General features: G+C 45.1%; 13 protein-coding genes. 5 read left to right on the top strand and 8 right to left on the bottom strand.

Going from position 1 to position 12,268, the window contains the following annotated elements:
• Window positions 1-18: 18 nt before the first annotated feature.
• On the bottom strand, window positions 19-726 hold the full coding sequence (locus AB182_RS09835; RefSeq protein WP_047369907.1) for a CTP synthase C-terminal region-related (seleno)protein: 708 nt from the start codon (window positions 724-726) through the stop codon (window positions 19-21).
• Between the two features lie 235 nt (window positions 727-961).
• Between AB182_RS09835 and AB182_RS09830 the strand changes: the two genes are divergently transcribed.
• On the top strand, window positions 962-1,303 hold the full coding sequence (locus AB182_RS09830; RefSeq protein WP_047369906.1) for a DUF488 domain-containing protein: 342 nt from the start codon (window positions 962-964) through the stop codon (window positions 1,301-1,303).
• A gap of 1 nt (window position 1,304) precedes the next feature.
• On the opposite strand, the gene AB182_RS09825 is transcribed toward AB182_RS09830, so the two are convergent.
• Together AB182_RS09825 and AB182_RS30440 are read right to left on the bottom strand one after the other, a co-directional pair.
• Window positions 1,305-1,610 carry a hypothetical protein gene (locus AB182_RS09825; protein ID WP_047369905.1) on the bottom strand — a complete coding sequence of 102 codons (306 nt, stop codon included), beginning with the start codon at window positions 1,608-1,610 and terminating at the stop codon, window positions 1,305-1,307.
• 75 nt (window positions 1,611-1,685) lie between these two features.
• Window positions 1,686-1,928 carry a putative hemolysin gene (locus AB182_RS30440; protein WP_071845983.1) on the bottom strand — a complete coding sequence of 81 codons (243 nt, stop codon included), beginning with the start codon at window positions 1,926-1,928 and terminating at the stop codon, window positions 1,686-1,688.
• 318 nt (window positions 1,929-2,246) lie between these two features.
• Between AB182_RS30440 and AB182_RS09820 the strand changes: the two genes are divergently transcribed.
• Together AB182_RS09820 and AB182_RS09815 are read left to right on the top strand one after the other, a co-directional pair.
• On the top strand, window positions 2,247-3,275 hold the full coding sequence (locus AB182_RS09820) for a sensor domain-containing diguanylate cyclase (RefSeq protein WP_047373253.1): 1,029 nt from the start codon (window positions 2,247-2,249) through the stop codon (window positions 3,273-3,275).
• 396 nt (window positions 3,276-3,671) lie between these two features.
• Window positions 3,672-5,375, top strand: a complete 1,704-nt coding sequence (locus tag AB182_RS09815; RefSeq protein WP_261802771.1) for a sensor domain-containing phosphodiesterase — start codon at window positions 3,672-3,674, stop codon at window positions 5,373-5,375.
• A 682-nt stretch (window positions 5,376-6,057) separates the two neighbouring features.
• Here AB182_RS09815 and AB182_RS09810 read toward each other — a convergent pair.
• On the bottom strand, window positions 6,058-6,318 hold the full coding sequence (locus AB182_RS09810; protein WP_047369904.1) for a hypothetical protein: 261 nt from the start codon (window positions 6,316-6,318) through the stop codon (window positions 6,058-6,060).
• A gap of 938 nt (window positions 6,319-7,256) precedes the next feature.
• Between AB182_RS09810 and AB182_RS09800 the strand changes: the two genes are divergently transcribed.
• On the top strand, window positions 7,257-7,880 hold the full coding sequence (locus tag AB182_RS09800) for a helix-turn-helix domain-containing protein (RefSeq protein ID WP_047369902.1): 624 nt from the start codon (window positions 7,257-7,259) through the stop codon (window positions 7,878-7,880).
• A 154-nt stretch (window positions 7,881-8,034) separates the two neighbouring features.
• On the opposite strand, the gene AB182_RS09795 is transcribed toward AB182_RS09800, so the two are convergent.
• From AB182_RS09795 to icd, 4 genes are all read right to left on the bottom strand, one after another.
• On the bottom strand, window positions 8,035-8,562 hold the full coding sequence (locus AB182_RS09795) for a helix-turn-helix domain-containing protein (RefSeq protein ID WP_047369901.1): 528 nt from the start codon (window positions 8,560-8,562) through the stop codon (window positions 8,035-8,037).
• Window positions 8,555-8,767: a hypothetical protein gene (locus tag AB182_RS09790; RefSeq protein WP_047369900.1), complete on the bottom strand. Its 213-nt coding sequence runs from the start codon at window positions 8,765-8,767 to the stop codon at window positions 8,555-8,557. The genes AB182_RS09795 and AB182_RS09790 overlap by 8 nt, the downstream gene beginning before the upstream one ends.
• A gap of 17 nt (window positions 8,768-8,784) precedes the next feature.
• Window positions 8,785-9,258 (bottom strand): outer membrane beta-barrel protein, encoded by a 474-nt coding sequence (locus tag AB182_RS09785; protein WP_047369899.1) that lies wholly within the window; start codon window positions 9,256-9,258, stop codon window positions 8,785-8,787.
• A 952-nt stretch (window positions 9,259-10,210) separates the two neighbouring features.
• Complete coding sequence (gene icd / locus AB182_RS09775) at window positions 10,211-11,461, bottom strand: NADP-dependent isocitrate dehydrogenase (RefSeq protein WP_047369897.1); 1,251 nt, start codon at window positions 11,459-11,461, stop codon at window positions 10,211-10,213.
• 116 nt (window positions 11,462-11,577) lie between these two features.
• Here icd and rluE point away from each other — a divergent pair, with 116 nt between their 5' ends.
• Window positions 11,578-12,228, top strand: coding sequence for a 23S rRNA pseudouridine(2457) synthase RluE (gene rluE / locus AB182_RS09770; RefSeq protein WP_047369896.1), 651 nt, complete (start codon window positions 11,578-11,580; stop codon window positions 12,226-12,228).
• Window positions 12,229-12,268 lie beyond the last annotated feature (40 nt).

Genomic DNA, 12,268 nt, shown 5'->3' with positions numbered 1-12,268 from the left:
CGGCCTGTTTTCTTGCCCTCAATCTTTTGCGGCTTTCAGCATCGCCTGTACCAGCGGTACCGGACGTCCGGCAAGAGCATTACGCTCGTGCTGGAACAAGGTGGCAACAAAGAACGGATGGTTGGTAAGCTCAACTGCGCGAATTTCTCCATCTTCATCCCAGCCGGTCACTCGCATATCGCACTTCTCCAGTTCGGCAGCAAATTCAGGCGAGATACCGTAGTTACAGTGATAGCCTTCACTGATTTTCTCTTGTCCATAGGCGCGGGCGATTAACGTGTTCGGGCGCAATTCAATTTCCGCTACCTGCTCGACCAGCGAGCAGCTTAGCGGAACAATCACCATCCTCCCGGTGCTGTCGGTTTCCTGATGAGCGGCATCACTCACACCCATGACGTGGCGGGCATATTCGATAATGGCATGCTGGAAGCCACCACAGGTGCCAAGGAACGGTATCGCATTTTCCCGCGCATATTGAATGGCAATAAAGGCTCCCTGGGGATTTTTATACGGGCTTGCCGGAACAACCCAGATTGCATCATAGCCAACCAGGTCATCGCTACTTCTGATCTCAGAAGTCGCCAGCCAGTCGTAATCTGCGGTAATCTCAAGAACGGCGGCGGCATCGTCGATGGCCAGTGGAATGGCCTGATGCGCAACCACGTCGTGATTGTAATCACCCACAAGGGCAATTCGCAGGGTATCTTTAACGGGAATATGGGTCATGAAGGGGTCCCTATGTCGGAGCAATTAACGAATAACATAAGGAACCTCACATTAGCGATCTTTCGTCTACATCACAACACATTAAAAATGGCAGGACACATTTTGCTGTATTCAGATGAAAACGGAGCTTAAGGCAACAGAAGCGTCGAAGCTGGAGAAATAATGCACAGTAAAATTCTGGCTCGCTGGCGACACGTCCAACTGCAGCCATACGCGAGGGAGAGGAAACGTAAAGATGATTCAATGTAAACGCGTTTATGACGCGGCCTCCGGACAGGATGGCTATCGGGTGCTGGTCGATCGCCTGTGGCCGCGAGGGGTGAAAAAAACCGATCTCAACTACGACGAGTGGTGTAAGGATTTGGCCCCATCGAGCGAACTACGCAAAGCCTTTCACGGCGACGTGCTGGATTTCGCTGCGTTTCGCGAAGCGTACCTTGCTGAGCTTGCGGATAAGCACGAAACAGGAAAACAGCTCTGCGAGAAGGGTAAAGACGCTCTCACCCTACTCTATGCCGCCAAAGACACCAGGCAAAATCATGCACTGGTGCTGGCGGAATGGCTGGAATCGCTATAAATCAGCAAATAACCTGCCCACGTTGATGTTCGGGCAGGCTATCCGGGTCAAGGGGTAGCAGATGCTCGGCGCGAATAAAGGCGAACCCCTGTTGCCCATCGAACGATCGCACATCACCGGTCACCAACCACAATGCACGACGTGCATTTTGCGGCATACGCGTCATCACGCCATTGACCGGGTTCAGAAACACCTCGCCAGGCTGGCAAAGGCCAAATAATTCAACTGATTTACCGATATTGGCGCGCCCGGCAGGCGTTTGAGCGCCAATGACTATCGCCAGGCTACCCGGTCGTAACTGAAACATAATTCTCTCGCGTACACATGCATCATGGAAAATAAGATTATTCCTAAGCAAGTTTACCCTGATGCAGGTCGCGTGTCACGAGCGAGATTGAGGATGGTCGCGTCGCCAAAGCTCCCACTCATCCATCACTTCACCGCCTGATAATTTACACTCTGTACGTACCCCTTGCGGGCTTTGCACAGGCACGCGTTGTCCGCCCACCTGCAGACAATACACCGCTGCCGGATTGGCTTTCCCCGCAGCAGGTGGACGAGGCGTACCGGGTTTCGTGGAGCATGCCGTTAATGTACAAATAAAAAAGAAAAAAACATTACGCATCGAATTATCCATATTGAAATAATAACCCATCAATTTAGCTTAATGCGTTACATCAAACATCTCCATGATTTCTCCATTCTTACGCAACTTTTTGCCGATATATTGGCCTCGTTCTCACCCATGACCAGAGAACATCATTCCGTAATCAATGAGTTTTTGCCCCGTCTCATCAACGGGGCTTTTTTTTTCCGTCATCTCCTGAGAAACCCATTTAGTGATGCAGATATATAATTTATCTAAGCCATGTTTTAATATGGCGGCCTAAATTTTCCGCATCAAGTGCATATGGCGCGCAGTGCACAGGAGTTAATGAGCGTAATGTCCGATTTCATTCTGGCCCGAGTTTCCGAAACACTCTATAAAGATCAATCTCTTGAAAGTCTGGTACGGCAACTCCTTGAAATGCTGCAGATGGTCACTGAAATGGAATCGACGTACCTCACCAAGATCGACGACAATGGCCGTTTTCAGCATATCCAGTATGCGCGAAACAGCAAAAAACTGGATATTCCTGAGGGTTTTTCGCTGCCGTGGGGCGACAGCCTGTGCAAGCGGGCGCTCGATGATGGCTGTTTATTTAGCGATAACGTAGCAACTCACTGGGCAGATTGCGAAGCGGCGCAAACGCTCGGTATCACCAGTTATTTAAGCACGCCTGTACATCTGGCGGATGGCTCTCTGTATGGCACGCTCTGTGCCGCCAGCAAGGGCACCCGCACACTGAGCGTTCGCGGCGAACAAGTCTTACGTCTGTTTGCCGGGTTGATTGCGCGATCCATCGAAAAAGATCAGCTCGTGGAACAACTGCAAGAAGCTAACGCGGCGCTTATCGCACATTCTTATACTGACCCACTGACCGGTCTGCCTAACCGACGGGCTATCTTTGAAAATCTGACAACTTTGTTTTCACTTGGCAGGAACCTTAATATCCGGATAATTATCGCGTTTATTGACCTCGACAATTTTAAGAAAATAAATGATGAGCTTGGTCATGAATCAGGCGATCAATTCCTTATTCAGATTGGCCATCGACTTTTGGATGGTTGCGACAAAGATGACGTTGTCGGACGCCTTGGCGGTGATGAATTTTTAATTGCCTGCCCCGGTGGGCCACGCGATCAAACACAGCCCGAAAGATTATCCTCCCTTAAGCAAAATTTGCATAAATGTCTCACAGGGGAATATCGACTGGGTCCCGTACGAATATTTTATCCTGGTGCAAGTATCGGTGTTGTTGAAATTAATCCCGATAATACTGATGCTGACAGCGCATTGCGCATCGCCGACCAGGCTATGTATCAGGATAAAAACGAAAAACACAAGAAGCCTTTTTTACGACTCAATTAATTGGCTTCTGACCGTTTTTTTGCTTGAGAATTGTCTTATTTTCTTCTATTTAATTATTATCTGTATCGCTGGCAACGTTGCCAGCTCAGGAGCACGTTCGTGAGAAAGTCAACAATCATTATGCTCATTGTGGCTGTTGTTGCCGTCGCTGGTACTCAACTCGGCTGGTGGTAGATGGTGAGCTAAACTTAACAGTCATAGTAGATGTCATCGTGACCAGTGATGTTGTCCACAGAGCATAACCTAACAGCCTCATTTATTTGAGCAGGAGCTCGCAATGTTCACCGGACTTAAAAGAAGCGAAAGCAAACGGCTGGCGGCGTTGGAATTATTGCGTAAAGAGGATAAACCCGCGACGCGGCCCTGACAGAGTATGCCTGCCTTGCCTGCGAGGTGATGAATGTCGAAGGCTGCTTTATTACCGTATTTGATGATGACTACCAATATATCAAATATGTTAAAAATGTACCGCTGGAGCATCTCAAAGTCCCGATTGAAAAAACGATGTGTCAGTATTCCCGCGCCAGTGGGCAGACTGTTGTTTGTCCTGATGCCCGGCTGGATGATCGTTTTTCTCATCAACCGCTGGTGCAGAACGGCGATATTCTGTTTTATGCTTCTGCGCCGATGATGACGCAAGAAGGAATGGTGCTTGGCACACTTTGTGTCAGTAGTTCCAGCATCTTTACCCCGACGCAGCAACAGATAGAAAATTTTAATCGCATCGCAGAGCTTTCAGCCGTCTACCTCGAAGCGCGATATTCCATTGGCCGCGTCGATACGCTCACGGGGCTTCCTAACCGCCAGTTTTTGCTGCGTGAAATGGAACAGAAAACGCTGGAAAAAGATCCCGGAACCTATGGTCTGGTGATATTTGATTGTATTGATATGCCTCGCGCCTATGAGCTTATCCGCTACCTTGGGTTGCATGCGGTGGATAATATGCTGCGTAGCTTTATCCCACTGTTGCGTATGCGCCTGCGGTTAAAAGAGAGTATTCCTTTATATTCTTTCGCGCCCGCCCGTTTTGCGGTACTGGTTGAGTTAGAACAAGCATTGGCGCTCGTTAAGCGCGCAGAAACCCTGCCAGGAACGCAGGCGCAAATGGCGCAAAATATTGATATTACACTGACTATACATACCGGTTACGTCAAATTTTCGCCCCAGGAAGATGACGCCCATGAAATTGTCCGCCAGGCGATCAGCGCCCTGCACGAATCCATTCGCCAGGATATTCCAGTCCTGCAATTTAATCCCATCCTTGATCACAAAAGAAATAAAGACTTTAAACTCTTGTATGACTTAAGTGAGGCGATTAAATCAACCAGCCAGCTATATCTGGTTTTTCAACCGAAGGTATCGTTGCGCTCTGGCAAAACGGAAGGGGTGGAAGCGCTGTTGCGCTGGCGTCATCCACAACTCGGAAATATTTCTCCGGCAACTATTGTTGCGCTGGCAGAAAAAACCAGCCTGATGTCGAAAATTACCCAATGGGTCATTAAAAAGGTCATCGCGCAACTGACATCCTGGCGTAGCCAGGGTATTACCCTGCCAGTTTCAATAAACGTGACAGTCAGTGACTTTTCTCATCCCGGTTTTGCGGATGAACTGGAAAGCAACGTGCTGAATGCCGGCTTGCATCCGGCAGATATTCGCATTGAGTGTCTGGAGACAGAAAAAGTTCTGGAGAGTGAAGCCGCCCTTGAAGAGCTGGATCGCCTGAAATTACTCGGTTTCCAGATCCTCCTGGACGACTTTGGCGCCGGTTATAGTAATATCAGTTACTTGCGTCGCATCCCCATTGATGTGATTAAACTGGATCGCTCCCTGGTAAGTCAGATTACAACTGACACTGGCAGTCGCATCATTGCCCGAAATGTCATCATGATGTTGAAAGAACTCCATTATGTAGTGCTGGCCGAAGGGGTTGAAGATCATGAGACGGCGCAAATGCTTACTGACTTTGGCTGTGATGAGGCGCAAGGCTATTATTTTTCAAGACCCATCCCACCAGAAGACATGATGGCCTGGCTTGCGGACTCTAAGCCCTATCGTGTATTAGGACGGATTCACAACGATCAACATCAGTATGGCTCATAATGACGCCCGGGCGCCCTTTTCTGCTGAGGGCGCCTGTTGGGGCCGAACCAATAAAGCCCGATATTAATAACCCGATCATCAATTTTCTCAATCCATAACAAGAAAAAAATGCATTGGTAAGTTTAGCTTAGGAAAGATATAAAGTACGCATGTGAAGGAAATACAATTTAACATTCTCTACCGCATTCTCGGACAGTTTTGATGTCGAAACTGTCCTTTTTCTTTTTTGTTTTTCAGCGCAAATAATTTATTTTTTTATCGAAAGCGTTCGCCCCACTCGAAATATTCGCTTTATGGGTTTGTAAGAAATGCGCTCAAATCTCTTGATAAAAGGCCGCTAATTATTTCAGATGCAACAATACGCAGCCTTGGCGGAAGGCGGATATATGTTAATACTGACCGTATGTCTGTTTTCCCTTAACGCATTCGCATTTTGGTCACCAGATTGACGATCCGGGATATCGATAACGATTCCTGATTTTTTATGTACCAGCGAAGAATACTCCATCCCACGCCTATCGGCGTACAGACGCACTTATCGGCGGATGATATTGACGTCTCTAATCATCAATATCCTGAACGGCTGACGTGAAGGTTCGACGTGAAGGTTCTGCATGAAAAAGTGCCTCACCGTCCCGTCAGCCAAATTGTTGTCCCGGCAATTCAACCCCTGACGCGTAACTTAGTGGGCTTTTTGAATCATATGGATTGTCGCCTCTTCGGACAATCCATGCCCCTGAATTTGAACTTCCAGAGAGACATCCTGGGTTTCGTTATGAAAGGTTTGATCGCCTTCACCATGCAGGAACCCAATGATGATATCCCCTCTTTCAATATCGTTTCCTGTAAGCAGTTTTACGACGGTGTGATTGCCGAATTCATCGCGAATGATGACATAACCAATCCGGTGTTCATGATGAAGGACGACTCCGCGCTGACGCATTTGAATGCTCCTTTAGGCTATTTGATAAAGAAAGAATAGCCTAAAGTGGCAAGCTTTTACGTGAGGGCGCGCGGTTTATATCAAACCAAATGCGTCATGAAGGACCAAGATCAGGAAACGCTAAACCAGGATGATAAGCGCAGAACTCAGCTTTCCTTAGCCTGATAACTTACCCGACCTCTTCACATCTGTTCAGCCCGGTCGTTTTAAATAGATATCGGTAAACAGACACTATCAACATCATTACAGCGACACAACTTGCTCCTGTTTCAAACATCGAATCCTGGTCGCTTTCCCTGCTCAACGATGCGGATAGCAAAACAACCATCTGGTTTAACAGAAGGCTCCCCGCAACGGCCACAACAGCGCTAAACATATAAGGGATAGATTTCCCCTGTGAGTCACTGTGCTTCTTTTTTATCATATAAGCGCGCTAAGCCTGCTAATTATAAGGAAAACCATACTGAAAAAAGAACGCTAAGGATGTGTTAACTTATTGTACTCATTAGCACATCCTGTGCTTAACACGGTACTTCACGAGATCAATATATGACATTCCAGATACAAGTTACAAACTGATTAATAATAGACCTCGCCAACCCTTTTTGATAATACATTATTATTATATTAAAATTACAGCACGAATAAGTACAGCCCCATCTAACGGATAAAGATTATGGCACACAAAATATGAACATATAATTGCCGATAAAAAGAACACCCCTAATAAACGCTTTACTCTGGCATATACCACAAGTTTTCTGAGCGCAATGACTCAAAGCTATTACAACATGCGTCTTACCATCAATTACATGTAAGAAAATATTACATCATTTGTGCATTAATACACAAATTGATAACCAACAATGTACTTGATTTTACTACTAAAAAACATATCATCCAATTACTTTAAACGATGAGATGAGTAGAAAAATATTATGAACAGTATGAATAACATCCATGAGCTTGAAGTGGTTATTCCTTTTTTAGAAAGTGCATCAGGGAGTCAACTTATATATGCATCTGAGAATCAACGGATCCCATTCACGATAAAAAACAAAAAGTATATCTATTTTTTATCTGAGGGAAAAGTAGATATTCATAGAGCAACAGATGATATTTTACTCTTCTCCCTCCGTGCACCTGCATTACTGGGCGTTATCGCATTAAATGGTGAAAATATATACCACTACTTAAAAACAGCAACCGACTCAAAACTTGTTGCGATTGAAAAAAATTCCTTTATAGAGTTAGTTAGCGCACAATCCTTATGGCGCGAAATTTATATCATATCAACAGAAATGGCAAATTTCTTTTTTAAAAGAGATGAAAAATTCAACTCTAAAAACGTTTATAATATAATAAAAAACAATCTTGAGGTTTTATGGGAGCTGCCACAAAACGAACGAGAAAAGATATCCGTCTTTAAGTTCATAATGAGTCGAAGCAACATATCCAGAAGCTCGTTAAATAATATACTGAGAGAATTGAGCGATGGTCAATATATAAAGATAAATAGAGGGAGGCTTTTAGACATGAAAAATCTCCCTGAAAGATACTAGTGTCATTCAGGGGGAAAAATCATTAACCTCCATCCTGGTTTACTTTTCGCACAAATATCGTTCATAAGATTGTATTTATAATTTTTAAAGAAAAAAAACAAACAACAAAATAAGAGTATAAAAAGGATTATAATAAGCATTACTTCATTGCTGTTCACTGGTCACCTTCTTTTATTGCTAAAGCGTATAAATAAAGCTCATTCCTGTTTTTTAGATTGAGCTTAGCCAGAATGTTACGCCTGTGCGCACTGATTGTTTTCTTCGAAATTTGTAAAATTGCAGCAATTGAATCATCATCAATCCCCGCTGAGAAAAAAGCAAACAATAACTTCTCCCTGAGGGAAAGTTGCTTAAGACATTTTTCAAGGCTATCAACCTTTATGCTTTTAAGATCATTAAAGCAATCAACGTATGTTGTCACATCAAAGTTTGCAGGCAGTATAATAACATTTTTAACTGCATTTTGCGACGCAAGGTAGCGATGCAAATAATTATCAGAAATGATAATGTCATAGCTTCGTTCTTTTGAGTATATTGAACACTCTGGTAATTTATTGGTCTGTGATATTGTCCAAACCTTGTTATTATAAACCCCGATCTGTTCTATTAAGCTTTTAAAACCCAGGTAAAGGTACATATTATCCGTCACGATAAAAAAACGCACAAATGAATGATCATTCATAATATTTATCTATTTCCCCAACCTCTGAGATGGATTCCAGAAACTTTTTTAATTCCTTCGCGATAAGAACCAAATGGAGATCTGCTTGTGCTATTTCCAGCCCTTCAATTATCAAATGTAAGTTTTTAATTTGGTGGTAAATACCATAGGAATAAAAAGTAAGCCCATTAATAACCAACATAGCTCTTTCTTTTTCTTCATCCACATGCCCACCTCTTCTTTTCAAAAGCTATAGCCGACACCCAGATAAGCCACATTGATAGTTGTGTCATTTATAATGCCTAATTCATATCCGGCATTGAGAGTAACATTACTGACTAATTTATATTTCACGCCAGTACTAAATGCCACACCATACTTTTCATTTGGTTGATCGTCCTTGAGCTTCGAGGCTGCTGAAATACCTGCCTTACCATATAAAAAGAAGGAATCCGATAAAGCAAAAGAAGGCCCTACCTGGATTGAGGCATATTGTGTTTTTACATATTCCCCATCCGTTTTTGACAAATAGGTTGCCGAGCCAATTACTCCGATATTATCCTTTTGATGCAAAAATTCGGCATTAACCCCTTGCAGACCGTGCTTTCCCTTCGTGTTCCCCACTCCATAATTAATAGAAATATTATCATCAGCATAACCTGGCAATGATGAAACGATAAGACCAAAAACAAAAGCGACAGAGAATTTTCTTTTCATATACACCCCCGAGCCATTTATCGAGAGTATATAACTAAGTTTTTGGCGAAGTATTTAAAATAGTACAACTTAATTATTGTTTTAATGCTTTTTTTAATGTGCAAAAATAAACATTCTACTATTTAACATCATCTGTTGATACCCGCAATTAAATACACTCTGCATTTAATCAACAAATAATAGCGGATTATTCATCTGAATTTTTTACTGTTTTTTTGCATGATATAGACAACAATCGTGGTTTCGTTAGTTCGCTGTGGTTTTCACGCGGTATTCTCAAACACTGTCTCAGGCATTCAGTGAATGCCTGAGACTATTTCATATGAAAATATAAGCCCTGCTAAGGTTCTTGCCGATGTTATCGGGTAAAAATTCTGATTAGATAAAGCACGCTCGGCCCGAAACTGACCGCCAGTACAATAGCTATGCCATACATGTTAGACAACTTTATACCCGGCACTGTCACATACTCAAACAGTGGCGTATATACTATGGCCACATACTGCAAGATGGAGAAGAATAATACCAACAGGAGAAATAACAGCATGCTCTTTAAAGTGAAATAAACCCAACGTCTCAGGCTAATTACATTCTTAAGCGTAAATGCCGCTTTGTAGTCGCTCACAAACTCTGACATTTTCAATTACCCCATCACCGCATCATTTCAAGCCTCAGATTACAACTTCCGCAGCTGTTGCTAAAGTAGCGCGTTACGCTGTCAGTATCCCGTATAATCGTGCCATACACATTTAGCTATCTTCCGGCATACTCAAGGCGATCGCCATACATAAAGCCCGTTATACCGAAGAACAGATTGCATTGGCGCTGAAACATCATTCAAGCGGGGCGTATTGACCGTGGTTTTGGAGAAAGATTTTGGGGGAGGATTTTCTGGGCCACATAAAAAACGGGAACCTGCTGGCTCCCGTTCTTCTTTAACCCGCCAGGCGGATTACATGTTCGCGATAATCGCGTCGCCAAACTCTGAGCATTTCAGCAGTTTAGCGCCTTCCATCAGACGTTCGAAATCGTAGGTCACGGTTTTGTTGTTGATAGCGCCTTCCATACCTTTAACAATCAGGTCAGCGGCTTCGAACCATTCCATGTGACGTAACATCATTTCTGCGGACAGGATGATAGAACCCGGGTTCACTTTGTCCTGGCCCGCATACTTCGGCGCAGTACCGTGAGTGGCTTCGAACAGTGCACATTCGTCACCGATGTTCGCACCCGGTGCGATACCGATACCGCCAACCTGGGCTGCCAGGGCGTCGGAGATATAGTCACCGTTCAGGTTCATACAGGCGATAACGTCATATTCGGCTGGACGCAGCAGGATCTGTTGCAGGAACGCATCGGCGATAACATCTTTAATGATGATCTCTTTGCCGGTGTTCGGGTTTTTGATTTTCTGCCATGGACCGCCGTCGATCAGCTCACCACCGAACTCTTCGCGAATCAGCTGGTAGCCCCAGTCTTTAAACGCGCCTTCGGTGAACTTCATGATGTTGCCTTTATGTACCAGGGTCAGAGAATCGCGATCGTTGGTGATAGCGTATTCAATGGCCGCACGTACCAGACGTTTGGTGCCTTCTTCGGAGCACGGTTTGATACCGATACCGCAATGTTCCGGGAAGCGAATTTTCTTCACGCCCATCTCTTCACGCAGGAATTTAATCACTTTCTCCGCGTCAGCAGAGTCGGCTTTCCATTCGATACCGGCATAAATATCTTCGGAGTTTTCACGGAAGATGACCATGTCGGTCAGTTCCGGGTGTTTAACCGGGCTCGGCGTGCCTTGGTAGTAACGTACCGGGCGCAGGCACACATAGAGATCCAGTTCCTGACGCAGAGCAACGTTCAGAGAGCGAATACCGCCGCCAACTGGCGTGGTCAACGGACCTTTAATGGCAACGCGGTATTCACGAATCAGATCGAGGGTTTCAGCTGGCAGCCAGACATCCTGGCCATAAATCTGGGTAGACTTCTCACCGGTGTAAATTTCCATCCAGGAAATTTTACGCTCGCCTTTATAGGCTTTCTCCACGGCGGCATCGACCACTTTCAGCATCGCCGGGGTAACGTCGACACCGATACCGTCACCTTCAATGAACGGGATAATCGGGTTATTCGGAACGTTCAGCTTGCCGTTTTGCAGGGTGATCTTCTTACCTTCCGCCGGAACAACTACTTTGCTTTCCATTCACCTCTCCTTCGAGCGCTTCTGGTTGTTACTGATTTTTGTTAATGAATTGTAATTAGCCTGTCAATACTACCTGATAGTTGGGTTCCATGAAAGGCAATCATGTTTCAGTTATAATGCGGCAATTGATAACCACTGAAAATACCATGAAGAAAACTTCTTTTAGAAATCACCACCTTGAGCGATTCAGCTCACGACAAGCTACTAAGCCACGGCGCGAAAACCAGCCAAAGCGGGTGATTTTGTTTAATAAACCCTATGATGTTTTGCCACAGTTCACCGATGAGGCCGGACGCAGTACGCTTAAAGATTATATACCTGTTCAGAATGTCTACGCGGCGGGGCGTCTCGATCGCGACAGCGAAGGTTTACTGGTGTTGACCAACGATGGGGTATTGCAGGCAAAGCTGACGCAACCGGGGAAACGTACCGGCAAAATCTATTTTGTCCAGGTCGAAGGAGAGCCCGGTGACGAGGTGCTGGCCGCGTTGCGCGACGGCGTTACCCTGAATGATGGCCCCACTCTGCCCGCCGGTATTGAACGTGTTGCCGAACCTGAGTGGTTGTGGCCGCGTAATCCCACCATTCGTGAACGGAAATCCATTCCCACCAGTTGGCTTAAAATCACCCTTTACGAAGGCCGCAATCGTCAGGTTCGACGAATGACCGCCCATGTCGGCTTTCCGACTCTGCGGCTTATCCGTTATGCGTTGGGGGAATATACTCTCGATGGGTTGCTCAATGGCCACTGGCGGGAAGTCAAATAAAGGCGTTGTTTATACTGAATAATGCCGGAAACGACGCGAT

The organism is Phytobacter ursingii, assembly GCF_001022135.1.
Classification (GTDB): Bacteria; Pseudomonadota; Gammaproteobacteria; order Enterobacterales; family Enterobacteriaceae; genus Phytobacter; species Phytobacter ursingii.
This window is presented reverse-complemented; position numbering and strand designations above follow the sequence as displayed.

Coding starts and splice junctions, on each gene's coding strand:
- AB182_RS09795 (WP_047369901.1), bottom strand. CDS start 8,562: ATGAATGATCATTCATTTGTGCGTTTTTTTATCGTGACGGATAATATG.
- AB182_RS09835 (WP_047369907.1), bottom strand. CDS start 726: ATGACCCATATTCCCGTTAAAGATACCCTGCGAATTGCCCTTGTGGGT.
- AB182_RS09800 (WP_047369902.1), top strand. CDS start 7,257: ATGAACAGTATGAATAACATCCATGAGCTTGAAGTGGTTATTCCTTTT.
- icd (WP_047369897.1), bottom strand. CDS start 11,461: ATGGAAAGCAAAGTAGTTGTTCCGGCGGAAGGTAAGAAGATCACCCTG.
- AB182_RS09815 (WP_261802771.1), top strand. CDS start 3,672: ATGAATGTCGAAGGCTGCTTTATTACCGTATTTGATGATGACTACCAA.
- AB182_RS30440 (WP_071845983.1), bottom strand. CDS start 1,928: ATGCGTAATGTTTTTTTCTTTTTTATTTGTACATTAACGGCATGCTCC.
- AB182_RS09830 (WP_047369906.1), top strand. CDS start 962: ATGATTCAATGTAAACGCGTTTATGACGCGGCCTCCGGACAGGATGGC.
- AB182_RS09785 (WP_047369899.1), bottom strand. CDS start 9,258: ATGAAAAGAAAATTCTCTGTCGCTTTTGTTTTTGGTCTTATCGTTTCA.
- AB182_RS09820 (WP_047373253.1), top strand. CDS start 2,247: ATGTCCGATTTCATTCTGGCCCGAGTTTCCGAAACACTCTATAAAGAT.
- rluE (WP_047369896.1), top strand. CDS start 11,578: ATGCGGCAATTGATAACCACTGAAAATACCATGAAGAAAACTTCTTTT.
- AB182_RS09825 (WP_047369905.1), bottom strand. CDS start 1,610: ATGTTTCAGTTACGACCGGGTAGCCTGGCGATAGTCATTGGCGCTCAA.
- AB182_RS09810 (WP_047369904.1), bottom strand. CDS start 6,318: ATGCGTCAGCGCGGAGTCGTCCTTCATCATGAACACCGGATTGGTTAT.